The 23,745-nt window shown below is 67.3% G+C and carries 21 protein-coding genes; 9 read left to right on the top strand and 12 right to left on the bottom strand.

Translation table 11 applies throughout. The annotated features are described in order from the left end of the window. Window positions 1-23: 23 nt before the first annotated feature. From ACN2C8_RS06100 to ACN2C8_RS06080, 5 genes are all read left to right on the top strand, one after another. Window positions 24-758 carry a class I SAM-dependent methyltransferase gene (locus ACN2C8_RS06100; RefSeq protein ID WP_419254944.1) on the top strand — a complete coding sequence of 245 codons (735 nt, stop codon included), beginning with the start codon at window positions 24-26 and terminating at the stop codon, window positions 756-758. A 154-nt stretch (window positions 759-912) separates the two neighbouring features. Next, window positions 913-1,356: a hypothetical protein gene (locus ACN2C8_RS06095; protein ID WP_419254943.1), complete on the top strand. Its 444-nt coding sequence runs from the start codon at window positions 913-915 to the stop codon at window positions 1,354-1,356. A 49-nt stretch (window positions 1,357-1,405) separates the two neighbouring features. Next, window positions 1,406-2,272, top strand: coding sequence for a 50S ribosomal protein L11 methyltransferase (locus ACN2C8_RS06090; RefSeq protein ID WP_419254942.1), 867 nt, complete (start codon window positions 1,406-1,408; stop codon window positions 2,270-2,272). A 70-nt stretch (window positions 2,273-2,342) separates the two neighbouring features. Then, the gene (locus ACN2C8_RS06085) at window positions 2,343-2,771 is read left to right on the top strand and encodes a hypothetical protein (protein ID WP_419254941.1); all 429 of its coding nucleotides are present in this window, start codon (window positions 2,343-2,345) and stop codon (window positions 2,769-2,771) included. 42 nt (window positions 2,772-2,813) lie between these two features. Beyond that, window positions 2,814-4,625 (top strand): aminopeptidase P family protein, encoded by a 1,812-nt coding sequence (locus ACN2C8_RS06080; protein ID WP_419254940.1) that lies wholly within the window; start codon window positions 2,814-2,816, stop codon window positions 4,623-4,625. A 127-nt stretch (window positions 4,626-4,752) separates the two neighbouring features. Here ACN2C8_RS06080 and ACN2C8_RS06075 read toward each other — a convergent pair whose 3' ends face one another. Both ACN2C8_RS06075 and ligA read right to left on the bottom strand, forming a co-directional pair. Beyond that, window positions 4,753-5,172, bottom strand: a complete 420-nt coding sequence (locus ACN2C8_RS06075; protein WP_419254939.1) for a DUF2147 domain-containing protein — start codon at window positions 5,170-5,172, stop codon at window positions 4,753-4,755. A 116-nt stretch (window positions 5,173-5,288) separates the two neighbouring features. Beyond that, window positions 5,289-7,640, bottom strand: a complete 2,352-nt coding sequence (gene ligA, locus ACN2C8_RS06070) for an NAD-dependent DNA ligase LigA (protein WP_419254938.1) — start codon at window positions 7,638-7,640, stop codon at window positions 5,289-5,291. Between the two features lie 108 nt (window positions 7,641-7,748). Here ligA and ACN2C8_RS06065 point away from each other — a divergent pair, with 108 nt between their 5' ends. Beyond that, complete coding sequence (locus ACN2C8_RS06065) at window positions 7,749-8,918, top strand: acyltransferase family protein (protein ID WP_419254937.1); 1,170 nt, start codon at window positions 7,749-7,751, stop codon at window positions 8,916-8,918. 112 nt (window positions 8,919-9,030) lie between these two features. On the opposite strand, the gene recN is transcribed toward ACN2C8_RS06065, so the two are convergent. The 3 genes from recN to lpxC all read right to left on the bottom strand — a co-directional run bounded on the left by recN (window position 9,031) and on the right by lpxC (window position 12,744). Next, entirely contained in the window at window positions 9,031-10,728 is a 1,698-nt protein-coding gene (gene recN, locus ACN2C8_RS06060) for a DNA repair protein RecN (RefSeq protein ID WP_419254936.1), read from the bottom strand. A gap of 92 nt (window positions 10,729-10,820) precedes the next feature. Further along, complete coding sequence (locus tag ACN2C8_RS06055; protein WP_419254935.1) at window positions 10,821-11,738, bottom strand: outer membrane protein assembly factor BamD; 918 nt, start codon at window positions 11,736-11,738, stop codon at window positions 10,821-10,823. Between the two features lie 109 nt (window positions 11,739-11,847). Then, the gene (gene lpxC, locus ACN2C8_RS06050; protein ID WP_419254934.1) at window positions 11,848-12,744 is read right to left on the bottom strand and encodes a UDP-3-O-acyl-N-acetylglucosamine deacetylase; all 897 of its coding nucleotides are present in this window, start codon (window positions 12,742-12,744) and stop codon (window positions 11,848-11,850) included. A gap of 286 nt (window positions 12,745-13,030) precedes the next feature. Between lpxC and ACN2C8_RS06045 the strand changes: the two genes are divergently transcribed. Continuing rightward, complete coding sequence (locus ACN2C8_RS06045; protein WP_419254933.1) at window positions 13,031-15,103, top strand: prolyl oligopeptidase family serine peptidase; 2,073 nt, start codon at window positions 13,031-13,033, stop codon at window positions 15,101-15,103. A gap of 6 nt (window positions 15,104-15,109) precedes the next feature. On the opposite strand, the gene ACN2C8_RS06040 is transcribed toward ACN2C8_RS06045, so the two are convergent. From ACN2C8_RS06040 to yajC, 6 genes are all read right to left on the bottom strand, one after another. Then, window positions 15,110-15,823 (bottom strand): squalene/phytoene synthase family protein, encoded by a 714-nt coding sequence (locus ACN2C8_RS06040; protein ID WP_419254932.1) that lies wholly within the window; start codon window positions 15,821-15,823, stop codon window positions 15,110-15,112. 70 nt (window positions 15,824-15,893) lie between these two features. Further along, complete coding sequence (locus tag ACN2C8_RS06035) at window positions 15,894-16,505, bottom strand: urate hydroxylase PuuD (protein WP_419254931.1); 612 nt, start codon at window positions 16,503-16,505, stop codon at window positions 15,894-15,896. A gap of 86 nt (window positions 16,506-16,591) precedes the next feature. Then, complete coding sequence (locus tag ACN2C8_RS06030) at window positions 16,592-16,954, bottom strand: Mth938-like domain-containing protein (RefSeq protein ID WP_419254930.1); 363 nt, start codon at window positions 16,952-16,954, stop codon at window positions 16,592-16,594. Next, on the bottom strand, window positions 16,954-17,919 hold the full coding sequence (gene secF, locus ACN2C8_RS06025) for a protein translocase subunit SecF (protein ID WP_419254929.1): 966 nt from the start codon (window positions 17,917-17,919) through the stop codon (window positions 16,954-16,956). Before secF ends, ACN2C8_RS06030 begins: the two co-directional genes overlap by 1 nt. Then, window positions 17,920-19,521: a protein translocase subunit SecD gene (gene secD, locus ACN2C8_RS06020; protein ID WP_419254928.1), complete on the bottom strand. Its 1,602-nt coding sequence runs from the start codon at window positions 19,519-19,521 to the stop codon at window positions 17,920-17,922. A gap of 56 nt (window positions 19,522-19,577) precedes the next feature. After that, window positions 19,578-19,886, bottom strand: a complete 309-nt coding sequence (gene yajC / locus ACN2C8_RS06015) for a preprotein translocase subunit YajC (protein ID WP_419254927.1) — start codon at window positions 19,884-19,886, stop codon at window positions 19,578-19,580. A gap of 116 nt (window positions 19,887-20,002) precedes the next feature. Between yajC and ACN2C8_RS06010 the strand changes: the two genes are divergently transcribed. Together ACN2C8_RS06010 and ACN2C8_RS06005 are read left to right on the top strand one after the other, a co-directional pair. Beyond that, window positions 20,003-20,842 (top strand): ATP-binding protein, encoded by an 840-nt coding sequence (locus tag ACN2C8_RS06010; RefSeq protein WP_419254926.1) that lies wholly within the window; start codon window positions 20,003-20,005, stop codon window positions 20,840-20,842. 685 nt (window positions 20,843-21,527) lie between these two features. Further along, on the top strand, window positions 21,528-21,770 hold the full coding sequence (locus ACN2C8_RS06005) for a hypothetical protein (RefSeq protein WP_419254925.1): 243 nt from the start codon (window positions 21,528-21,530) through the stop codon (window positions 21,768-21,770). A gap of 40 nt (window positions 21,771-21,810) precedes the next feature. Here the strand turns inward: ACN2C8_RS06005 and ACN2C8_RS06000 are convergent, their stop codons facing one another. Beyond that, entirely contained in the window at window positions 21,811-23,697 is a 1,887-nt protein-coding gene (locus ACN2C8_RS06000) for a LysM peptidoglycan-binding domain-containing protein (protein ID WP_419254924.1), read from the bottom strand. Window positions 23,698-23,745: the final 48 nt, after the last annotated feature.

Below are 23,745 nucleotides of genomic sequence, written 5' to 3'. Positions count from 1 at the left end.
ACGCGATCTGAAAATCTTGGCAAATGCCCGATCTCCTCTTCGCCGACGCCGAACTTGCAGCGCTCTATGACGCGATGAACCCCGGCCGGGACGACTATGACTTCTACCGTCCGATGGTGATGGCCGCTCACGCGGTCTTGGACGTCGGCTGTGGTACGGGGTCCATGCTGCACCAGGCCCGCGACGCGGGGCATGGCGGGCGGCTTTGCGGCCTCGATCCAGCGCTTGGCATGTTGGCCCAAGCGCGTCGACGCGACGATGTCGAATGGGTGCTCGGTGACCTCTCATCGGTCGCCTGGGACGCAGAGTTCGACCTGGCCGTTATGACTGGGCACGCCTTCCAGGTCCTTGTCGAAGATGACGAATTGCGCGACGCCCTGGCGCGTATTCATGCCGCCCTGAAGCCGGGTGGCCGCTTCGCCTTCGAAACCCGCAATCCATCCGCCCGGGCGTGGGAGGCCTGGGAATCCGAGGTTCGTAGCGCCTTCGCCGGTCCCCACGGAGAAAGCGTGCAGGTGAGCCGGAAGGTCACAACGCCCTTCAATGGGCGGGTGGTGTCGTTCTCACACACCTTTCAAAGCGTGGCGTGGGACCAATCGCGAGTCAGCCACAGCACCCTGCGGTTCATCGGCAAGGCCGACCTCGACGCGGAACTGGCACGCGCAGGTCTGATGCTGGAGGCCCAGTTTGGGGACTGGGACGAGAGCCCTCTCACCGAGACCAGCCCCGAAATCATCACCATCGCCCGCCGAACCTGAAAGTCCGCCTCCCTCTTAGGTCAGTCGAAACGTCCGCTCTTCGTCGGTGACAAGGGTCCAACGTCCGCCCCCCGCTGCGCCCTGACCAACACCGACCCATCAGGATTTCTCACCTCCCCATCGAACGGAACCGCGCGCCAGACGCTATTCGTCCATGGACTTTAATCTGACGCCCCTGAAGACCTTCGCCGTCTCGCAGCCGGTGCTGTACGGCGCGCCGCTGGCGGCCGTGCTGGGCGTCGTTCTGGGCCTGGTGTTTCAGGTCGGACCCCAGACCGAAGCCTTTGTCGAAACCCAGCCGTTCAATCGCGCCGCGATGGCAGACACCACCCAGCCGATCGGCTGGCCGTCGGGCAAGGTCCCGGACTATGTGATCGGGACCGACTTCCTGGCGCAGACCCGTCCGCGCGAGACTGATCCGCCGCGCCATGAAGTCGAGCCCCCGCCGGTGGTCTATGCCGCCCCCGAACCTGCGCCGACCGCCATGGTCGCCGCCCGCCCCGCGCGCGACGAGACCCGCTGGGCCTCGACCCGGGGCGATATCCTGGACATTCGTCTGCCTGAGGATGAGCCGCCAGAGCCGACTTTGCTGAACTAGGCGGCCCCAAAGGCTCGCCTTTCGGCTCCGGGATCGGTACTGGAGCGGCATGACCGACTATACGCCCCAACAGATCGTCGCCCGCGGCGACCGCGCCGACGCCGAAGCCGCCGCCGACGCCATCGACAACCATCCCGGCCTCGAAGGCGCGACCTACTCGATCCTGGAAGAGGACGAGGACAAGAACATCTGGCGGATCGACGCCTTCCCCACCACCCAGGACGAGTCCGAAGGCCTGACGCAGGTGTTGGCCGGCTTCAAGGTCAAGGTGACCACCGAGGTCCTGGCCGACGCCGACTGGCTGGCCATGGCGCTGTCGGGCCTGCCGCCGGTGCGGGCCGGCCGCTTCTTTGTCTATGGGATGCACGATCGCGGCCGCCTGCCGGCCAGCACGGTCAATCTGCGCATCGAGGCCGGGGCGGCGTTCGGCACCGGCCACCACGGCACCACGGTGGGCTGCCTGCAGGCCTATGACCGCCTGCTCAAGGCTCGCAGCTTCAAGAAGGTGCTGGACGTCGGGGCCGGCACCGGCCTGCTGGCCATTGCTGCAGCCCGGACCGGCAGCAAGCTGGCGGTCGGCACCGATATCGACCGTCCCAGCGTGCGGATCGCCCGCGAAAACGCCAAGGTCAACCAGACCAACGCCAAGTTCGTCCACGCCTCGGGCCTGGGCGACCGGCTGGTGGCCGACAACGCCCCCTACGATCTGGTGTTCGCCAACATCCTGGCCCGACCGCTGATCAGCCTGGCCCAGGATATCAAGCGCGCCCTGGTCCCCGGCGGCACGGTGATCCTGTCGGGCCTGCTGCGCACCCAGGAGCGGATGGTCAAGGCCGCCTACCTGTCGCGCGGCTTCAAGGTCGTCAGCCGTATCCATCGCGACGCCTGGGCCACGCTGGTTCTGCAACGTCCCTGAGGCCAGGCGGAACCAGCGGGCCAAGGACCACGTTTCTAGAGCCGACCCTATCGGTTCAAGGAACAGCCCGATGACCTATGTCGATCCCCAGATCCCGCCGGCCGAGCGCGTCGTCGAAGTCCGCCGCGAAGCCAACACCGCCGGCTGGATGGTGGCGGGCATCGTCGCGGTCGTCGCGGTGATCGCCGTGGCCTTCATGCTGAACCAGCGCCCGGTCGACACCGGCCAGGACCAGCTTCTGCAGGCCCAGGAACAGGGCCGCGCCGCCGGCGTGATCGAGGGCGCGCAGTCCAGCGTGGCTAGCAGCGCCCAGCAGGCCCAGTTCGCTGCTGAAAACGCCGCCCGCAACGCCGGGGCTGCGGCCGACGAGGCCCGCCGCGACACCGAGCGCTCCGCCGCCAACGCCAGCCAGGCCGCCCAGGACGCCGCCGACCGTGTGGCGGCCACCGGCGACACCGCGCCGGCGGCCAACGCGCCGGTCGCCGCTTCCCCGCAATAATCATCCTCTTCCCAGGCTCGGGTCGGCGGATTACATCGGGGTATGCGTCAGACCTTCGATGAATCCACCGACCCGTCCTTCGGCCCCAAGCACATCCCCCTGATCCGCGCCGCCATGGCCCGCCAGGGTCTGGACGGCTTCCTCGTCCCACACGAGGACGAGCATCAGAACGAGTACCTGCCCGCCGCCAATGACCGTCTGGCCTGGGCCAGCGGCTTCACCGGCAGCGCCGGGGCCGGCGTGATCATGATCGACCGCGCCGCCGTGTTCGTCGATGGCCGCTACACCCTGCAGGTGCGCGAGCAGGTCGACCAGGGCGTGTTCGAGATCCGCGACCTCGTTGAGGGCGGCGTCCCCGCCTATCTCGAAACCGCAAAGCCGGGCGCCGTCATCGGCTATGACGCCCGCCTGCACAGCCCACAGGCCCTCGACAGCCTCAAGGCCGCCGCCGCCAAGGCCGGTGCGGAACTCAAGCCCGTCGCCGTCAACCCGCTGGACGAAGCCTGGGGCGCCCAGCGTCCGGCGCAACCGGCCGCGCCCATCGTGCCGCAGCCTGTGGACTATGCCGGCGAGGACTCCGCCTCCAAGCGCGGCCGCGTGGGGGCCAGCCTGACCAGCCTCGGGGCCCATGCCGCCGTGATCACGGCCCCGGCCTCGATCGCCTGGCTGTTCAATGTGCGCGGCGGCGATGTGATCCGCTCGCCCCTGCCGCTGTCGCAGGCCATCGTCAATAGCGATGGCACGGCGCGCCTGTTCATCGACCCGGCCAAGGTCACCGCCGACCTGCCGGCCTGGCTGGGCAACCAGGTGTCGCTGGAAACCCCGGACGCCCTGGACGCCGCCCTGGCCGAGCTGGCCGGCAAGGCCGTGCTGGTCGACCCCGGCCAATCCTCGGCCTGGTATTTCGACACGCTCAGCGCCGCCGGCGCCAAGGTGGTGCGCGGCATGGATCCCTGCACGATGCCGCGGGCCTGCAAGAACGACGTCGAGATCGACGGCACGCGCGAGGCGCATCGCCGCGACGGCGCCGCTTTGACCCGCTTCCTGCACTGGCTGGCCACCGAGGGTCAGATCAATCCGCCCGACGAGAAGGAAGCCGTCGCCAAGCTGGAAGGCTTCCGCGAAGCCACCGGCCTGCTCAAGGACCTGTCGTTCGACACCATCGGCGCGGCCAACGGCCACGGCGCCCTGCCCCACTATCGCCCGACCGAGCGCAGCAACCAGCGGGCGGCCCGAGGCTCGCTGCTACTGGTCGACAGCGGCGGCCAGTATCTGGACGGCACCACCGACGTCACCCGCACGGTGGCGATCGGCGAGCCCTCGGCCGAGATGGTCCAGCGCAACACCCTGGTGCTGAAGGGCCACCTGGCCATCGCCCGCCTGCGCTTCCCGGCCGGCACCACCGGCTCGGCCATCGACGCCTTCGCCCGCGCCGCCCTGTGGGCCCATGGCCTGGACTATGACCACGGCACCGGCCACGGCGTCGGCGTCTATCTGGGCGTGCACGAAGGCCCGCAGCGGATCTCCAAGGCCCCCAACACCATCGCCCTGCAGCCCGGCATGATCGTCTCCAACGAGCCCGGCTTCTACAAGGACGGCGAGTACGGCATCCGCATCGAGAACCTGGAAGTGGTCATGCCCGCCGAGGACATCGCCGGCGGCGAGCGCCCGATGCACCGCTTCGAGGCCCTGACCCTGGCCCCCATCGACCGGCGCCTGATCGACAAGGCGCTGCTGTCGGCCGAAGAGGTCGCCCAATTCGACACCTATCACGCGCGGGTGCTCAAGGAGATCGGCCCCCGGGTCGAGCCTGAGGTGCGGGCCTGGATGGAAGCGGTCTGCGCGCCGCTTTAGCTTTCAAGTCCTCTCCCTGACGGGAGATGTGTCGCCGCAGGCGACGGAGAGGGAAGTCGCAGGGCCCCAGGCCACTTCCCCCTCCGGTCGCTACGCGACCGCCTCCCCCTTCAGGGGGAGGACTTTCCTACTTCACCCGGTTCCACACCTGGGTCTTGCACAGCGGAGCGACGACGCAGCCCTTCAGCTTCAGCTGATTGTCGGACAGCATCTCGATCGTGCCCGCATAGGTGCCGCCGTCGTCGGGATTGTAGACCGTGCCGCCGGTCCACTTGGCGGGCCCGCCGGTGAAGTCGTACAGCATCTGCAGGCCCTTCAGGGCGCGCCCGCGCTGGGCGGCGGCCTTGTTTCTTTCGTCCTTCAGGGCAGCGTTTGTCTTGAGCTGGTTGGAGGTGACCAGCTTGCCGCACAGGCTGTTGCCGCAGCGGGCGATCTCGACCTGGCCGCCATTGGTCGGCGTGGCCCACAGGCCGGTGATATCGCTGGCGAAGGCTGGCCCGGCCAGCGCGCCGAGCGCCGCGACGGCGATCAAGGTGGTGCGGAACATGGTCTACTCCCTGGGTCGCGCCTGACTGCGCGTTTGACTGCATTGGTTGCGCGATCCGCCGATCAACGGCAAGTCTCGCGGCAAATTGAGGGCGAGATCTTCAGATCCGTCCAGCCCTATCCGGCCACCATGGCCAGCCATTCGTCCTCGGTCATCACCTGGATGCCCAGCTCGGTGGCGGTCTTCAGCTTGGAGCCCGCGCCGGGACCGGCCACCACCAGATCGGTCTTCTTCGACACCGATGAGGCCACCTTGGCCCCCAGCGCCTCGGCCTGGGCCTTGGCTTCGTCGCGAGTCATCTTTTCCAGGGCGCCGGTGAAGACAACGGTCTTGCCGGCCACGGCCGTGTCGGTCTTGAGCTTGGCCACGGCCTGGATGTCGAGCTGCTCGACCAGGGCGGCGACCTTCTGGCGGTTATGGTCCTCACTGAAGAACCGCGCCAGCGACTGGGCCGCGACCGGACCGACGCCGTCGACGGATGCCAGATGCAGATAGTCCTCGCCGGGCGCGCCATTGGCGGCTTCCGCCAAGGCCTGGGCGAAGGCGTCCCAGGTTCCGTAGCGCTCGGTAAGGGCGGCGCGGGCCGGTTTGGTCAGCTTGGAAACGGCGTGGCCGATCTTGATCTCAAGGCTGTCAGCCTCGGGCCACGGGTCAGCTTTCAGGCCGCCCTTGCCGACCTCGACCAGCAGGTCCAGCGCCTTGGGGCCGACGCCGGGCGCGGTCGAGAGCTCGAGATAGGTCGCCGTGGGCAGGCCTGTGGCAGCGGCCTCGGCGGCGGCCTGCAGGTCGGCGAAGGTGTCGAAGTGGCGGGCCAGGACGGTCGAGGTGGTCTCGCCGATATCCCGCATGCCCAGACCGTAGATCACCCGGTCCAGACCGATGGTGCGCCGGGCCTCGATGCCCTTCACCAGATTGGCGACGGAGGTCTCGCCATAGCCATCGCGGGTGCGCAGGGCCTCCAGCTTTTCCGCATCGCGGGCCAGGCGGAAGATGTCGGCGGGCTCGCGGATCCAGCCCTCGTCGAAGAAGGCATGCAGCTGCTTTTCGCCCAGCCCCTCAATGTCGAAGGCCCGACGCGACACGAAGTGGCGCAGGTGTTCCACGCGTTGGAACGGACAGGCGAACTCGCCCGTGCAACGCCGGACGACAGACTCGGCCCCAGAGGCGTTGATCTCGCGCGCTAGCTCGGTCTTCAGCGGACAGGGGCAAAAATGGGGGAATTCATAGGGCGGCGACGCGGGATCGGGCCGCGCCTCCAGCGCTACCTCGACGATCTGCGGGATGACGTCGCCGGCCCGCTGGATCACCACGGTGTCGCCCACCCGCACGTCCAGTCGGGCGATCTCGTCGCCATTGTGCAGGGTGGCGTTGGTCACCGAGACCCCGCCGACGGTCACCGGCTTCAGCCGCGCCACGGGCGTGATCGCGCCGGTGCGGCCCACCTGCAGGTCGATGGCTTCCAGGATGGTGCGGGCCTTCTGGGCCGGGAACTTGCGGGCGATGGCCCAGCGCGGCGAGCGCGAGACGAAACCCAGGCGCTTCTGCAGACCCAGGTCGTCGACCTTGTAGACGACGCCGTCGATGTCGAAATCCAGTTTCGGCCGCAGGATTTCGAACTCGGCATAGATGTCGAGCAGGCCCTGGGCGTTCTCCACCCGTTTGGCCGGCGGGGCCGTGGTCACGAAACCCCAGTCTTCCAGCCGGGCCAGCGCCTCCCACTGACCGTCTGCAAAGCTGTCACTGACCAGGCCCCAGGCATAGCCGAAGAACCGCAGCGGACGTTGGGCGCTAATCTTGGGATCGATCTGGCGCAGCGAGCCGGCGGCGAAGTTGCGGGGATTGGCATAGGTGCGCTGGCCGGCCGCCTCGGCAGCGGCGTTGAAGGCCGCGAAGGCCGCCAGTTCGACATAGACCTCGCCGCGCACCTCGATCACGTCGGGCCAACCGGAGCCCCTCAGGCGCTGGGGGATGTCGGCGATGGTGCGCAGGTTGGCGGTGACGTCCTCGCCTACCCGGCCGTCGCCCCGCGTCGCGCCCTGGACCAGGACGCCTTTTTCATAGCGCAGGGAGGCCGAAAGGCCGTCGATCTTCGGCTCGGCGGTATAGGCGACGGTCTCGTCAGGCGACAGCTTCAGGAACCGCCGGATGCGGGCGTCGAACTCGGTCGCCTCGTCATTGGAAAAGGCATTGTCGAGGCTCAGCATCGGCACGCCGTGTTCGACCGGCGAGAATTGGTCAGCCCGCGCCGCCCCCACGCTGACGGACGGCGAGTTCTCGCGGATGAGGTGCGGAAAGCGGGTCTCGATGTCGAGGTTGCGGCGCTTGAGGGCGTCGTATTCGGCGTCGCTGATCGTGGGCGCGTCCTGCTGGTGATAGCGCAGGTCATGGGCCGCCAGTTGATCGGCCAGCGACTCCAGTTCCAGGGCGGCCTGGGCTTCGGACAGGTCGGCGACGGGCGTCAGGGTCACGGGCGAATCCGGTTGGAAAGGGCGTCGACCCGGTTTTAACCGATGCCCCGGTAAAACGCTCCTGTTGGCGCGCACCTTGCTGCGGCTTCGTCGGAAACGGAGATCCGCATGTCGAACGCCGCCGAACCGTCCCGCATTGGGGCGCGCGATCTTCCCATGGCGAGAGACCTGTCGCGCGGCGGCCCGCTGGACGCCCTGCGGTTCTTCGCGGCCTTCTTCATGGTGATCTATCACTATGCCGAGCAGGCGCCGGTCAGCCTGTTTGCGCTGCACCCGGCATTGGGGCGAGGCTATCTGGCCACCGATTTCTTCCTGATGCTGTCAGGCTATGTGCTGGGCCGCGCCTATGGCGACCGGGTCGGCCAGCGCCAGGTCGGCGATCGCGAGTTCCTGCTCAAACGCTTTGCCCGCGTCTGGCCCTCGCATCTGGTGATGCTGGCCGGCTTCGTGGCCCTGATCGCCGCCACCACCCTGATCGGCGTCGCCCCTCAGAACCCGCAGTGGTTCCAGTGGTCGCAGCTGCCGGCCCAGGCCCTGCTGGTGCAGGCCTGGGGCTTTGACGGCCCATCGGGCTGGAATACCCCGACCTGGACCCTGTCGGCCCTGGTCTTCTGCTATGCCGCCTTCCCGGTGCTGTGGCGCGGCTTTGCCGCCATTCGCTCGCCGTGGATCGCCCTGGCCGTGGGCGCTGCGATCTTCGTCGCCGTGGATCTGGCCTGCCGCTACTGGCTGGGTCAGAGCTCGTATCGCCTGACGCTGAAGTACGGCGTGATCCGCGCCCTGCCCCTGTTCCTGATCGGCGTGCTGATCGCCCGCCTGGGCCGTGAAGTCGTGGTCAGCCCCCGCGTCGCCGACGCTCTGGGCGCGGTGGCCATCGCCGGGGTCGTGGCCCTGAACCTGATCGGCGCGTTCGACTATGCCAGCCTGGCCTTGCTGGCCGTGCTGATCTTCGCCGCCGGCGCCTCGGCCAGGAAGGACTGGGGCTGGGCCAAAACGGCGGGCCGACTGGCCTTCGCCCTCTATCTGACCAACCAGTTCGTCGGCGTGACCTGGTTTGGCGCCCAGCACGTGGCGGCCGGCAAGCTGGCCTTGAACGACACCGCCCTGTGGCTGACCTGGGCCATGGCCTTCCCCGTCGCCGTGGCTTTCGCCGCCGTGTTCGAGCGGTTCGTGGATGGTCCACTGCAGGCCTGGGTCAAGCCGCGCGTCGAGATGAGCGCCCTGCGGTCGATGTTCCGCGCCAACCCGGCGATGTGGGCAAAGCGGCGAGTGGTCTAAGGCCTATTGGCGGACAATCTCAACCCTCTCTCATAGAGAGAGGGGTTCCGTGCGCGCTTGGTCAGGGATTGGCGTTGCACGCCCGCTGTCGCCCCCCTGACCCCGACGCAGCCTAGTTGATCAAGGCCCGCGCCGCCGCCCGCGCCGCCTCGGTGACTTCCGCCCCAGACAGCATCCGTGCGATTTCTTCCTCGCGCTGGGCCGGCGAGAGGGGTTCAACCCGGGTGCGGATGGCCTGATCGTCGCCGGACTTTGCGATGCGCCAGTGGGCGTCGCTGCGGGCGGCGACCTGGGCCGAATGGGTGACTACCAGGACCTGGGCGTTCTGGGCCAGACGCTTGAGGCGCAGGCCCACGGCGTCGGCCACGGCGCCGCCGACGCCCTGATCAACCTCGTCGAAGATCATCAGCGGCTGCGGACCAGTTCCACGACCTGCCAGAGCGGCCTTCAGGGCCAGGGCGAAGCGGGCCAGTTCGCCGCCCGAGGCGATGGTCTCCATCGGTCCAAACGGCGCGCCGGGGTTGGTGGAGATCTCGAAGGCGACGCGGTCCATGCCGGTGGGGCCGACGCGATCCTCGGGCAGAGGCTCGACGGCGACCCGGAATTTGGCCTTTTCCAGCTTCAGCGGCGCCAGTTCGGCCTCGACGGCCAGGGCCAGACGATCGCCGGCGGCGCGGCGTTCGGCCGACAGGGCTTCGGCGGCGAAGACATAGCCGTCGCGGGCGGACGAGGCCTCTTCCTCGGCAGCCTTGAGGGCCTCGCCGGAGGTTTCGATGGCCTGCAGGCGGGTCGCGAATTCAGCGCGCAGGGACGGCAGGTTCTCGGTGGCGACGTTCAGCTTGCGGGCCATGCCGCGCAAAGCAAACAGTCGCTCCTCGGTCTTTTCCAGACGGTCGGGCTCGAACTCGAAGGTTTCGGCCACCGCGTCGATGGCGGCGCTGGCTTCCTGGGCCTCGACCAAAGCGCGGTCGACGGCGTCGCAGGCGGCGGTCAGCCGGGTCATGGCCGCGCCGTCGGCGGGGGCGCCGGCATGCAGGGCGCGCTCGCGGGCCCGCTCCAGGGCGCGGAAGGCCTGGGCCAGTTTGCCGGACAGGGCGTCACCGCCCAGCGCATCCCGGGCCGAGGCGATGTCGGCCAGGGCCTTCTCGGCCGAGCCCAGCAGGGCGCGTTCCTCGGCGAGAGCCGTTTCCTCGCCCTCGCGGGGGTCCAGACGGTCCAGCTCCGACAGGCGCAGGGTCAGTTCCTCGGTCTCGGCGGCGGCCTGATTGGCCAGGGCGCGCAGGGCCTCGGCCTTTTCGCGGGCGGCGCGCCAGCCGCTCCAGGCCGAGGCGACGGCCGAAACGGAGACCGAGCCAAAGGCGTCCAGCAGAGTTCGGTGGGTGCGGGGGTCCAGCAGACCGACCGTCTCGTGCTGGCCATGCACCTCGAGCAGCAGGGCGCCGAGGTCCTTGAGCACGCCGACGCTGGTGGCCTGGTCATTGACGAAGGCTCTGGAGCGGCCGTCGGGCGACAGCTGGCGGCGCAGGACCAGGTCCTCGTCGCGGCCATAGTCCAGGCCCTTGTCGTCCAGATAGGCGAAGGCCGGGTGATCGGCCGGCAGGGCGAAGATGGCGGTGGCCGAGGCCTGACCCGCCGCGCCCCGTCGAACGAGGCCGGCATCAGCCCGCGCGCCGGTGGCCAGACCGAGGGCGTCGAGGATGATCGACTTGCCCGCGCCGGTTTCACCGGTCAGGGCGGTCAGGCCCGGCCCGATGGCCAGATCCAGGCTCTCGATGAGCACGACGTCGCGAATGGAGAGACCAATCAGCATGTCGCGGAGATTCGCTCAGAATCAGCGTTTTTGAAAGCGCTCAGACGCTTCAATGTTCAGCTTGTGTTCCGCGAGGCCGCGGAGGGCCGGGACTAGAGCCCCAGAAGGCCCCGCATGCCGTCCTTCTTAGTCGGCTTTTCGCCGGGAGGGGCCAGGGTGGCGTTCTTGTCGCGCACCAGACGGTCCAGCAGGTTCTTCTTGGCGCCGGGGGTCAGCGGCTCGACGGCGGGCTTGAGGCCGGCGTCGTTGAGCAGCCTGTAGGCGTCAGAGTACCAGCGATCGCCCGGGAAGTTGAAGCCCAGCACGGCGCCGTTGCGCTTGGCCTCATCGAACAGGCCCAGGGTCAGATAGGATTCCACCAGGCGGAACAGGGCTTCGGGCGTGTGCGAGGTGGTCTGGTGACGGTCGATCACGGTCTTGAAGCGGCCAATGGCGGCCAGGGTCTGGCCCTGGCGCAGATAGTAGCGGCCGATGGCCATTTCCTTGCCGGCCAGCTGGTCATTGACCATGTCGATCTTCAGGCGCGCGTCCTGGGCGTATTCGCTGGTCGGATAGCGTTGAACCACGTCGCGCAGTGACGCCAGGGCCTGCTCGGTGGCGGCCTGGTCGCGGTTGACGTCGACGATCTGCTCGAAATAGCAGACGGCCTTGAGATAGTAGGCGTAGGAGGCCGACGGATTGCCGGGATACAGCGAGATGAAGCGGTCGGCGTCGCCGATGGCGTCATTGTACTGGTTGCCCTGATAGTGGGCGAAACCGGTCATCAGGATCGAGCGGCGCGACCATTCCGAATAGGGGTGCTGGCGTTCGACTTCGCGGAAATAGTCGACGGCCTCGTTCCAGCTGCCGCGATCCAGGCGATCGGCGCCCGTGGCGTAGAGCAGCTCCACCGGGCGCTCTTCATAGGCCAGGGTCGGCTTCTTGGCCTGGCCGGCGCAACCCGCGACCGTGACGGAGACGAGAACGGCGGCGAGGACGACTGCCGAACGACCCGGGAATTTAAGAAGCACGGACTATCACCCTCGAAGCAAACGCGCGCCTCGGCGCCGTGCAAGGCTTCTACACCACGCCGCTTGGGGCGCAAATGCGAAGGCTCAACGACGCCGGTCGCGCTTTTATCTAGACAGCCTCGGCCAGTTCCAGCGCATGGGTGCGCAGGCGCCAAGCGCGCGGCTGGGCCAGCAACGCCCGAACCACGGCGTTATTGAGGCCGTGACCGGCCAGGACGCCTTCGAAGCGGCCCATGATCGGCGCGCCCAGAACAAACAGGTCGCCCACCGCGTCCAGCGCCTTGTGACGCACGAACTCGTCGGGGCGACGCAGACCTTCGGGATTCAGCACCCGGTCGCCATCGATGACGACGGCGTTTTCCATCGATCCGCCCCGCGCCAGGCCGATGGCCCGCAGGGCCTCGACATCGCGGACGAAACCGAAGGTGCGGCAGTTGGACAGCTCGGCGCGGAACGATTCCTCGTCCACGGTCAGGTCGACGCGCTGGCGACCGATGGCCTTGCTGCCGAAAGCGATCTCGAAGGCGACCTCGAAGCGATCCGACGGGGTCAGGCTGGCGAACTTGTCGCCCTCCTCGACCCGGACCGGCTCCAGGATCTCGATATATTTGCGGGCGGCTTCCTGCTTGCGGCGGCCGGCGCGATCCAGGATCTGCACGAAGGGCTCGGACGAGCCGTCCATGATCGGAACCTCGGGACCGTCCAGCTCGACGATACAGTTGTCGATCGACAGGGCGGCCAGGGCGGCCATCAGGTGCTCGATCGTCGAGACCCGCACGTCGTCGGTGTTGTTGATCACGGTGCCCAGCTGGGTCTGGCAGACAGCGTCGGGCTTCACCGGGACGCGGTTGTCGAGGTCGTGGACATCGGTGCGCACGAAGACGATCCCGGCGTCGATCTGCGCCGGGCGCACGGCCACACGGACGTGCTCGCCCGTATGCAGGCCAATCCCCGCGAAGATCACCGGTCCTGCGACCGTGTGCTGAAAATAAGCCGAAGCCGACACGAAAGACCCTTATCGTTTTACTCAGGAACGGTTCTTCGACCGCTCTACGCCCTGTGTACCATTTAGGGACCATGCCGCGGTGCGGCAAAGCAAGTCCTGTTTCGGATTGTTACCGCTCAAGCCTTTGTAATCGTGTCGCTTTTTTGACACGAAATCGCCACATAAAATCGACCGGTGTCGGACGACCGGCGTTCGCGATCGGGGCCCCTATTCTCTGGTCTAGCGCGTACGCGAGGGGTAGGCTCCGGCTCCTTCAAGGAAGAATAGGGCCCGGATTTTGCGTTTGATGATCAAGAGCTTGCGTCTCGCCGCCTCGGCCCTGGCGCTGTCCGCCGCCTTCGGCGGAATGGCCGTCGCCCAGATCCGTCCCTTCACCGCCAAGGACATGGCCAGCCTGGATCGCCTGAGCGATCCGCGCGTCTCACCCGACGGTCGCTTCGTGATCTACAGCGTGCGGACCATGGACTTCGAGGCCAACAAGGCCTCGATGTCGCTGTGGATCTCCGATCTGAAGGCCAAGATGGCGCCGCGCCGACTGGCGGTCTCGGACGGCGGGGCCAGCAGCGCCCGCTGGTCGCCCGACGGCATGTCGATCTATTTCATGTCCAGCCGCGCCGGCGGGACCGATCAGCTGTTCCGCACCGACGCCATGGGCGAGACCGCCGTTCAGGTGACCTCCGCGCCGTTCGATGTCGGGGCCTTCAAGGTCTCTCCGGACGGCAAAACCCTGGTGATCAGCCAGGCCGTCTTCCCCGATTGCGACACCCTGGACTGCACCCAGGCCCGCCTGGACGCCCGCAAGTCGGTCAAGGCGACCGGCGTGGTCCACGACAAGCTGTTCATCCGCCATTGGGATGCGTGGGCCGACGGGACCCGCAATCACCTCTACGTCCTGGCCCTGGACGACAAGGGCGTGGCCTCGGGCAAGCCGGTGGCCCTGATGCCCGGCTTCGACGGCGACACGCCCACCAAGCCGTTCGGTGGCGACGAAGACTTCACCATCTCGCCCGACAGCAAGTTCGTGACCTTCTCGGCCAAGGTGGCGGGCAAGGACGAGGCCTGGACCACCAATTTCGACATCTGGGCCGCCCCGCTGGACGGCTCAGCCAAGCCCAAGAACCTCACCCCCGCCAACAAGGCCTGGGATACCGCGCCGGTCTATTCGCCGGACGGCAAGTGGGCGGCCTATCGCGCCATGAAGCGTCCCGGCTTCGAGGCCGACCGCTACGCGATCATCCTGCACGAGGAAGCCACCGGCAAGGAACAAGAGCTGGTCCCGACCTGGGACCGCTCGGCCGACGCCATCGCCTGGAGCCCGGACGGCAAGTCGATCTACGCCCTGGCCCAGGACGTGGGTCAGACGAAGATCTTCGCCATCACCGTCAAGACCGGCAAGATCGCCCCGGTCACCGGCGACGGCCATGTCAGCGCCTTCGATGTGGGCCCGAACGGTCTGGTCTATGCGATGGATACGCTGAAGGGCCCCGCCCAGCTTTATGCGACGGCCGGCAAGGGCGCGCCGGTCAAGCTGACCGACCTGAACGCCGAGCGCCTGAAAACGGTCGCCTGGGGCGAGCCCGAGCAGTTCAACTTCAAGGGCTGGAATGACGAGACAGTGCACGGTTTCGTGGTCAAGCCGGCCAATTTCGATCCGGCCAAGCGCTATCCGGTCGCCTTCCTGATCCATGGCGGACCGCAGGGCTCGTTCGGCAACAGTTGGAGCCATCGCTGGAACCCGCAGACCTACACCAATGCCGGCTACGCCGTGGTGATGATCGATTTCCACGGCTCCACCGGCTACGGTCAGGCCTTCACCGACTCGATCAGCCAGCACTGGGGCGACCGCCCGCTGGAGGACCTGCAGAAGGGCTGGGATCATGCCCTGAAGACCTATGGCTTCCTCGACGGCGACCGGGCCTGCGCGCTCGGGGCTTCATACGGCGGCTTCATGGTCAACTGGATCGCCGGCCAGTGGAACCAGCCCTGGAAGTGCCTGGTCAATCACGATGGCATCTTCGACACCCGCTTCATGGGCTATTCGACCGAAGAGCTATGGTTCACCGAGTGGGAAAACGGCGGCACGCCCTTCGCGCCCGGCAACACCTACGGCAAGTTCAACCCGGCCGATCACGTTGCGAACTGGACCAAGCCGACCCTAGTCGTGCAGGGCCAGCTTGATTACCGCGTGCCGCTGGAACAGGGCATCGCCACCTTCACGGCCCTGCAGCGCAAGGGCGTGCCTAGCAAGCTGCTGTACTTCCCCAATGAGAACCACTGGGTGCTGAAGGCCCAGAACTCGGTGCAGTGGCACAAGGAAGTGCTGGACTGGCTCAACACCTGGACGGCCGAGAAGAAGTAGGCCGACCTAAATCAGGCCCGTCGCCACCGACCAGGTGAGGCGGGCCTTTTTTTCGAACTCGCCAGGGTCGCGCCCCTTGGCGTAGGCGCCGGCCAGGGCGGCGGGCGCGACGGCCGGGAAGGCCGCGACGGGCAGGCCCTTCAGTTCGCGGCGGGCGGTCTTCAGCTGATCGGCGACGCGGCGCGCGAGGTCGGCCTCCGTCCAGTCCTCAGGCAGCCGCGAATGCCCGGCCAGCTTCAGCCGCCACAGCCCCGCCAGGCCATAGGCCCGGGCCGCGCCCTTCACGGCATGCGGATCAGCGGACGGATCAAGCCGTCGGGCGGCCAGCACGGCCAGGGCCCCGGCGGTGGCGTCGACATAGGCCAGCGCCCTGCCCTCGTCTTCTGGCGGGGCCTCGTCCAGATCCGCAAAGCGGGCCTCGGCCATGGCGGCCAGAGCCAGGGGGTCGATCCCCGACGCAGCGATGGCCTCGACAGTGGGATGCCTGCGCGGGGGTGTGCCGGCCGCGATCTCTTCCATGGCCTCGCGCCACCAGGTCAGGCGGATCTCGCCCATCAGGGCGTTGGAGACCCCGCCGGCCACCCGGGCCAGCTCATAGTTGAAGGCATACAACGCGATCACGTCGGCCCGCGCCGCGAGGTCGGCGATAAAGCGGCTGGCCAGCCAGCGGTCGGGATCGACGCGGCGGACGAGATCGTCGAGGGTTTCGGTGTCGGCCATGGGTCTTCAAACGAGAAAGGGCCCGCCGATTCCCCGGCGGGCCCTCCCCTTACACGATTTTGGTCGGGGTTTAGCCGAACAGCGTCTGGTTCATCGTCATGGTGGCCAGCATCGGAATGCTGAGCAGGGTGTTGGTGCGCGAGAACAGCATGGCCATCTTGGCGGCCTTGGCCTTGGAGTCCGCGTCGGCTTCGACGAGGCCAAGGGCGATCTTCTGGTTCGGCCAGATGACGCCCCAGACGTTGATGAACATGATCGTCGCCAGCCACATGCCCACGCCGATGAAGGTGTAGCGGGCGTCGACGTCGGGCGAGTAGCCGCCGGCCAGACCCAGGGTCGCGGCCTCGAGCAGATAGTTGCGGCTCAGCGCCAGGAGCACGCCCATCACCCAGGTGGCCAGGGCCGCCCAGCGGAACCAGAACAACGCCTCGGGCGCGATGTACTTGCTGACGGCCGGCTTCAGTTCGGCCGGGATCTGCGGCATCATGCGGATCTGCACGAAGTTGAAATAGTACAGCAGCCCGATCCACAGGATGCCGAAGAACACGTGCACGAAGCGGAACACCGCCTCTAAGAACACCAGGCCGCCACCAGCGTGCATGAAGTAGCCGACGATCATCACCAGCGACAGGAGCACGCTGACGATGATGGTGTTGCGGAAGTTCGCGAGCAGTCCGGACATCCAAGTTCCCCCTAAGAGTCCCAAATCTTGGCGGCCAGCTATAAGCCTCTTCTCAGAGTCGGGCAAAGCCTTGAAAACGCTGCCCGCTACACCGCGATCAGGGCCGCCGCCAGGCGCCGCCCCTCACTGGCCAGCACGTTGTAGGTGCGGGCTGCGGCTTCGGTGCTCATGAACTCAAGGCCAAGGCCCGCCGCCTTCAGGGCGTCGCGCAGATCGCGCGGCGGCAGGGCGTTGAGCAGCCCGCCGCCCAGCAGCACAAACTCGACGGCGCCGCCGGCCGCGAAGACCTGGGCAAAGTCGTCGGGCGTCAGCGCCGCCAGAGCGGTCGCTGACCAGGCGTGCGGCTGATCATCGATGATCAGCAGCGAGCCCGGCCGCCAGTCACCGGAGACCCGAAAGCCGCCGCCGCCCCAGGCGTCGATCGAGGGCGGGCGGCGAAGCTCGGCCATTACGGACGCGAGGCTGCGCCGAAGGTGATCGGGGTGACGTCGTCGTCGCCCCGCTTGACGCCCCACAGCAGGATGATCGGCGCGCCGACATAGATCGACGAATAGGTGCCCACAATGATGCCGAAGATCATGACCACCGAGAAGCCAAACAGCGCCTCGCCGCCAAAAACGGCCAGGCCCGCCAGCGCCATGATCGCCGTAACGCCGGTGATGACCGTGCGCGACAAGATTTCGTTGATCGACAGGTCGATCACTTCGGCCAGGGGCATTTTCTTGTACTTGCGCAGGTTCTCGCGCAGGCGGTCGAACACGACGACAGTGTCGTTCATCGAATAGCCGATCACGGTGAGCAGGGCCGCGACCGTATTGAGGCTGAACTCGATCTTGAACAGCACGATAAAGCCGAAGGTCAGGATCAGGTCGTGCAGCAGGCCGGCAACGGCCCCGAGGCCGAACTGGGGCTCAAAGCGGAACCAGATGTAGAGGAACATCAGGCCGACCGCGAGCGCCAGGGCGATGATGCCGCTGCGGAACAGTTCGCCCGAGACCTTGGGGCCTACCGCCGAAGGGTTGATGAACTGGACGGGCTCACCCAGCGACTGCTTCAGGGCGTTCTTGACGTTGGTCAGGGTGACGCCGGCGTCGCCGCCGGCCGGGGTCTGAAACCGCACCAGAGCGCGGTCGGCGGCGCCGAAGGACTGCACCTGAACATCGCCCAGACCCTGGGCCTCCAGGGTGGTGCGCACCTTGGCCAGGTCAACCGCGCGCGGCGCGGTCGACACTTCCATGACGGAGCCGCCCTTGAAGTCGATGCCCATGTTGAGGCCCGGCTTGAAGACGCCGACCAGCGACGCGACCACGAGGGTCACGCTGATCATCGCCATCAGGCGCGCGAACTTGACGAAGGTGAGGTTGGTTTTCTGCGGGAGCAGCTTGATCAGGGGCCAGGCCATGGGTGCGCTCACTCAGATCGGAAGTTTCTTGGGGCGGGCAGCGCGGAACCACCAGCCGATGAGAAGCTGGCTGACCAGCACGGCGGTGAACACCGAGGTGAACACGCCGATCGACAGGGTCCAGGCAAAGCCCCGAACCGGGCCTGCGCCAAACGCAAACATGATGCCCGCCGCCACCAGAGTGGTGACATTGGCGTCGATGATCGTGGTCATGGCGCGAGAGAAACCCGCGTCGGCCGCCATGATCGGCGATTTTCCGGCCCGGGCCTCGTCGCGCATGCGCTCAAAGATCAGCACATTGGCGTCGACGGCCACGGCCAGGGTCAGGATCAGGCCGGCGATACCGGGCAAGGTCAGGGTGGCCTGGGTGATCGACATGGCCGCGACGATCAGCATGCCGTTGATCAGCAGGGCGATGACCGAGATGCCGCCAAACAGCAGGCCATAGGACAGCAGCATGAAGGCCACGATGGTCACGAAGGCCACCAGGGTGGAGATCGCACCCGCCCTGACGGCGTCAGCCCCCAGCTCGGCGCCGACCGTGCGTTGTTCCTCGACCGTCAGCGGCGCGGGCAAGGCCCCGGACCGCAACAGCAAGGCCAGTTCGGCGGCGCTTTCCGGCGTGAAATTGCCGGTGATGATGCCCGAACCGCCCGTGATCGCGCCATTGATGACTGGCGCCGAGATGATCTTGCCATCCAGCACGATGGCAAACTTCTTGCCGACATTACGCGCCGTGGCGTCGCCGAACTTGCGGGCGCCCTGGCCGTTGAAATTGAACGACACGACGGGGTTGCCGCTCTGGGAGTCGAAGGTCTGGCGCGAGTCGGTCAGTTCATCGCCCGAAACCACCGCCCGCTTGCGCACCGCATAGGCGGGCACATAGCCATCCTCACTGAGCAGCATCTCGGAACCCGGCGGAATGCGGCCCGCCGCGAGGTCTTCCTGAGTGACGCCTTCATCGACCATCTGGAAGGTCAGTTTGGCGGTCTTGCCGATCACCGACTTCAGCTTCTCGGGATCGCTTTCACCGGCGGCCTGGATGACGATCCGGTCCAAACCCTGACGGGTGATCGTCGGCTCCTTGGTCCCCAGGCTGTCGATGCGGCGACGGATGGTTTCGATCGACTGCTCGACCGCCATCGCCGCATCGGCCTTGGCGGCCTCGGCGACAAAGCTGATTTCCAGCCGCTGATCGTCCCGCGTGGCGACCGAGACGTCACGGCCACCGACCGAGCCGGTCAACGGCGCGCCGACCGACTGCCGAAGCAGGTTGGCGGCGTCGTTGACCTTGCCGGCCTCGGCAATGCGGACACTGATCACGCCATTGGCTTCACGCAGGTCACCAAACGCGATCTGCTCGCCCCGCAGGCTGGTCCGGACGTCTTCGACGAGATTCGTCAGGCGTTCGCGGCGCAGCGCAGCCGTATCGACTTCCATGAGCAGATAGGATCCGCCCTGCAGGTCGAGGCCCAGGTTGAGCTTTTGTTTGGGAACCCAGCCGGGCAGAGCGTCGAGCGTTCTTTGCGGCAGAAGATTCGGCAGTGTGAAGGCAAAGCCGAAAATCAGCGCCAGAGTGACGACGATGATCTTCCAGCGGGACAGTGTCAGCATGGATTACAAGCTCTGAACGACGCCTTGCGGCGCCTTGGTCGGGGCGTTTTGAGCAATCAGCTCTTGGGATCGTTGGCCGGAGCCGGTTCGCCCTTGGTGCGGACTTCGGTGATCATGCCCTTGACGACCTTGACGGTGACGCCCTGGGCGATCTCGAGGCCGACTTCCTTGTCTTCGACGCGCACGATCTTGCCCAGCATGCCGCTGGACAGCACGACGTTGTCGCCGCGCTTCAGATTGGTCAGCATCACCTGATGCTCTTTGGCCCGCTTCTGCTGCGGACGGATCAGCATGAAGTAGAACAGCACCACCATCAGGAGGATGGGGGCGATTTGCATAAGCTGCGCGCTCAGGCCACCGGGCATAACGTCTCCAAAATTTCTGCGGTCGAAACCCCCATATGGGGTCTCGCCAAGTCGGCGGAAGCTATGCGTTCACCTCCTCTTTTGCAATGACGGCGCGGCAAGGTTAGGACCGGGCCATGATCGACGCCCAAAACGCCCTGCTCGCCCGTATCGCCGACGCCCTGGACCGCCTGGCGCCGGCCGCGCCGGCCGCGCCGGATTTCGACGGGGCGCGGCTTTTTCGGCATGATTCCTCAGGCCAGGCCTTCATCGCCGCGCCTGACTATCCGATGGCGCTGGACCTGCTGGTCGGCGTCGAGCGGCAGAAGGATCGCTTTGTCGAGAACCTGAAGCGCTTCGCCGTCAGCCTGCCTTGCAACCACATCTTGCTCTGGGGCGTGCGCGGCACCGGCAAGAGCTCGATGACCAAGGCCGCCTTCATGGCCGTCAGCGCCGAACATCCCGCCCTGAAGCTGGTCGAGGTGGACCGCGACGAGATCACCGCCCTGCCCCCGCTGTTCGACCTGCTGCGCGGCCGCGCCGAGCGCTTCGTCGTGCTGTGCGACGACCTGTCGTTCGAGGACGGCGCGGCGGCCGCCAAGGCCCTGAAGTCGGCGCTGGAGGGCGGCGTGGCCGGCCCGCCCGAGAACGTGCTGTTCGTCGCCACCTCCAACCGCCGCCACCTGATGCCCCGCGACCATGTCGAAAGCCAGGGCGCCATCGCCGCCGCCGAGGACGCCGAGGAGGAGATGAGCGTCTCCGACCGCTTTGGCCTGTGGATCGGCTTCCCGCCGATGGATCAGCCGACCTATCTGGAGGCGATCCGCACCTATGCCGAGCGCTTCGATCTGGTGGTCGAGAACCTGGACCGCCGCGCCCTGCAATGGTCGCAGCTGCGCGGCGCGCGGTCGGGCCGGGTTGCCTGGCAGTTCATCCGCGATCTGGCGGGAGAGCTGGGCAAGGGGTTGCCGGCCTAGCGACCGCAAGTTCTCGACCTCGCGCTTGCGCTGCGAGGGTGATGGAAAAGGGTCGCGGAGCGTCCGGACCACGTCCGGATGAGAGATAGAGATTACCGTTTCGACGAAGCCGTCCGCTCCGCGTCATCGTTATCCGTCAGCCTCCCGTCGGGTGGCCCTCTTAAGGCCTTACCGGGACCCGGACCGCGCCGTTTCCAGCGCGCTCCGGCGGTCGAAGAGGACGGGCTTTCAGCCAGACACGCCCTTTTGCCTTCAACCAAGCCGACGGCGGGCGGGCCTGGCCAGCAACCAGATCCCCGGACGCGCTTCGGTATCCCCCCGAAGCCCAGCCCCGCTCGATCACCCCCCGCCGCCGCAATGGTCGCTGGCCTTGCGCCCTTTCCTCGCGACGAGGTGGGTACAGAATACGGGAGGTTTTACGGGGGCTGCGTCGATTGTCTGGACGCCCGTACAAGTCCTCCCCCTGAAGGGGGAGGCGATCGCGTAGCGATCGGAGGGGGAAGTGCTGCTGAATCAATGCGGTGTTCCCCCACCGGCCTCCGGCCGCCTCCCCCTTCAGGGGGAGGATTTGCGGCGTCTATCCCCGCGCCTGTCCGGGGACGGCGCGATGCCAATCCCCATGATCGCGTGACACAGATCGCGCTGAGGTATAAATTTCGACAGGAGATCAACCCGGAGAGTCCCTATGGCCAAGCCGTGGTTTCGGACCAAGTCACACGGCTTCGGCGCGAGCCCCTGCAGTTGGGAAGGCTGGGTGGTGATAGCCGCCTTCATCGGCGTGATGATCGGCCTGACCACCCTGCCAGTACCCCTCACCCTGCCTCACCGCTGGCTGGGCGTCGCCCTGCGCATTGGCCTGATCGTCGGCTTCATCCTGCTAGTCTGGCGCAAGAGCGACAAGCCGTGGGCCTGGCGCTGGGGCAAATAGCAAAACGGCCCGCCTCTTTCGAAGCGGGCCGTTCTTTATCCTAGCGCGGCAGGAGCAGGCCCGGATCCACCGGCCGGGCCTTGTCCTTGACGGTCGGCGCATAGCGCATTTCGAAGTGCAGCTGCGGCTCGTTGACCCCGCCGGTCGAACCGACCGTGCCCAGTTGCTGGCCCTTGCTGACCTGCTGGCGCATCTTCACATCGGTCGTGCCCAGATGGGCATAGGCCGTGACCCAGCCGTCGGCGTGCTTGACCAGAACCAGATTGCCGAAGGTCGGGACCTGGTTGCCGGCATAGGCGATCTCGCCGTCGGCGGCGGACACCACCGGCGCGCCGGCATTGGCGCGGATGTTCAGGCCGTCATTGCGCTGGCCCGTGCCCTTGGCCCCGAAGTCGGAGATGATCTCTCCGCGCAGCGGCCACGAGAAACGGCCCTTGCCCGAGGCGATGATCTCGGCCTCGGTCGGGGCGGCGCTGCTCTCGATGATCTGACGGATCGGGGCCGACGGCGGCGGATTGACCGGCAGGGCCGCGACCGGACCGCTGGGACGCGGGGTCGAGGGGCCAGGCCGATACGGGATCGGCGCCGACGGCGTGGTCACGGGTGCTTCGGTCGAGGCCGGGGCCTGGGCCACCGTCGTCGACGGCGTGGCCGGCCGGGTCGTGGTGGTCTTGATCGGACCCTTGTCCTTGTAGCCGTCGGGCAGAAGGATCTTCTGGCCCTTCTTGACGGCCGCCGTGGTCTTCAGGTCGTTCTCGGCGGCCAGGGCCTTGAGGGTGACGTTAAAACGCTTGGCGATGGCGGTCAGGGTGTCGCCGGACTGGGCGGCATAGGCCTTGGCCGTCGTGGCCGGGCCCCTGATCTTTGCGCCCAGCCTCAGCGCCTTGTCGGGGTCGATATCGTTGGCGTCGGCCAGGTCCTTGAGGCTCATGTCAAAGCGCCGGGCAATCGCGGTCAGGGTGTCGCCCGACTTGACCGTATAGACCTCACGCGGACCGGCGACGCTGACCACCGAACCGGTGACGCTGGTCGTGGTCGTGGTGACGCTGGCCAAACCGGTGGCGGCGCTGGCCGCCGGCGTGGAGGCCGGCTGGGTCAGGGTCGGCGTTGCGGTCGGGGTCGAGGCGCGCGGCGTTTCGACGGGGCGCGAGGCTGGCGCTGAACCGGCAAGCGTCGTGGTCGGAACGCTGGAGGGCGGAGCGGCCAGGGCGGTCTTGGTCGGCCCCTTGTCCTTGAAGCCGTCGGGCAGCAGCAGCTTCTGCCCCTTCTTGATCGCCGCGCCGCTCTTGAGGTCATTGGCCTCGGACAACGCGGCGGCGGTGACGGAAAAGCGTTTGGCGATGGCGAACATCGTGTCGCCCGACTGGACGACATAGGCCTTGGACTTGGGTCCGGCGGGGCCGACGATCTTCTGGCCCAGCTTCAGACGGTAGGGCGCCTCGAGATCGTTGAGCTTGACCAGTTCGGCTCGTGTCGTGCCAAAACCGCGGGCAATGGCGTCCAGGGCGTCGCCCGACTCGACAACGCGTGACTGAGGCTTGCCGGGCACATCGACCACGGGACCGGCCACGGTGGTGACGATGATCGGTGCGGCCGGACGGATCTGAGCCGGCGGCGGTGGCGGAGGCGGCGGAGGGGGCGCAAGTTCGGTGCGCGTAACCGGCGGCTCGCTATAGGTCGGCGGGGCCGGGGCAGCCTCGACCGGGATCGGCTCGCGGCGGATCACTTCGGACGGCGTCGGCGTGGTGTCGAGCGCTTCCGCAGGCGGGGCCTGGGTGATGGGGAAATTGGGCGTCTGGCCCCGGGGCGCGGGCGCACCGGGTTGCCCGTCACGGGCGGGGTACTGAGGCCCCCCGGCCGTTTCGCAGGCCGCGAGCGTTCCAGCCGTCAGGGCGATCACCGCCGCGCGCGTCCACAACTGCCTCATAGCCTCTCCTTGTCCTCGCAAGTCGTTCAGACGGCCCCGCGAGGGTAA

The organism is Caulobacter sp. ErkDOM-C, assembly GCF_048541825.1.
GTDB lineage: Bacteria > Pseudomonadota > Alphaproteobacteria > Caulobacterales > Caulobacteraceae > Caulobacter.
The sequence above is the reverse complement of the archived record's forward strand: the minus strand, read 5'-3'. Positions and strand labels throughout refer to the sequence as shown.

What these genes read in the sequence shown, in the direction of transcription:
- ACN2C8_RS06100 (WP_419254944.1), top strand. Translation starts at nt 24, where the DNA reads ATGCCCGATCTCCTCTTCGCCGACGCCGAACTTGCAGCGCTCTATGAC.
- ACN2C8_RS06095 (WP_419254943.1), top strand. Translation starts at nt 913, where the DNA reads ATGGACTTTAATCTGACGCCCCTGAAGACCTTCGCCGTCTCGCAGCCG.
- ACN2C8_RS06090 (WP_419254942.1), top strand. Translation starts at nt 1,406, where the DNA reads ATGACCGACTATACGCCCCAACAGATCGTCGCCCGCGGCGACCGCGCC.
- ACN2C8_RS06085 (WP_419254941.1), top strand. Translation starts at nt 2,343, where the DNA reads ATGACCTATGTCGATCCCCAGATCCCGCCGGCCGAGCGCGTCGTCGAA.
- ACN2C8_RS06080 (WP_419254940.1), top strand. Translation starts at nt 2,814, where the DNA reads ATGCGTCAGACCTTCGATGAATCCACCGACCCGTCCTTCGGCCCCAAG.
- ACN2C8_RS06075 (WP_419254939.1), bottom strand. Translation starts at nt 5,172, where the DNA reads ATGTTCCGCACCACCTTGATCGCCGTCGCGGCGCTCGGCGCGCTGGCC.
- ACN2C8_RS06065 (WP_419254937.1), top strand. Translation starts at nt 7,749, where the DNA reads ATGTCGAACGCCGCCGAACCGTCCCGCATTGGGGCGCGCGATCTTCCC.
- recN (WP_419254936.1), bottom strand. Translation starts at nt 10,728, where the DNA reads ATGCTGATTGGTCTCTCCATTCGCGACGTCGTGCTCATCGAGAGCCTG.
- ACN2C8_RS06045 (WP_419254933.1), top strand. Translation starts at nt 13,031, where the DNA reads ATGATCAAGAGCTTGCGTCTCGCCGCCTCGGCCCTGGCGCTGTCCGCC.
- ACN2C8_RS06040 (WP_419254932.1), bottom strand. Translation starts at nt 15,823, where the DNA reads ATGGCCGACACCGAAACCCTCGACGATCTCGTCCGCCGCGTCGATCCC.
- ACN2C8_RS06035 (WP_419254931.1), bottom strand. Translation starts at nt 16,505, where the DNA reads ATGTCCGGACTGCTCGCGAACTTCCGCAACACCATCATCGTCAGCGTG.
- ACN2C8_RS06030 (WP_419254930.1), bottom strand. Translation starts at nt 16,954, where the DNA reads ATGGCCGAGCTTCGCCGCCCGCCCTCGATCGACGCCTGGGGCGGCGGC.
- secD (WP_419254928.1), bottom strand. Translation starts at nt 19,521, where the DNA reads ATGCTGACACTGTCCCGCTGGAAGATCATCGTCGTCACTCTGGCGCTG.
- yajC (WP_419254927.1), bottom strand. Translation starts at nt 19,886, where the DNA reads ATGCCCGGTGGCCTGAGCGCGCAGCTTATGCAAATCGCCCCCATCCTC.
- ACN2C8_RS06010 (WP_419254926.1), top strand. Translation starts at nt 20,003, where the DNA reads ATGATCGACGCCCAAAACGCCCTGCTCGCCCGTATCGCCGACGCCCTG.
- ACN2C8_RS06005 (WP_419254925.1), top strand. Translation starts at nt 21,528, where the DNA reads ATGGCCAAGCCGTGGTTTCGGACCAAGTCACACGGCTTCGGCGCGAGC.
- ACN2C8_RS06000 (WP_419254924.1), bottom strand. Translation starts at nt 23,697, where the DNA reads ATGAGGCAGTTGTGGACGCGCGCGGCGGTGATCGCCCTGACGGCTGGA.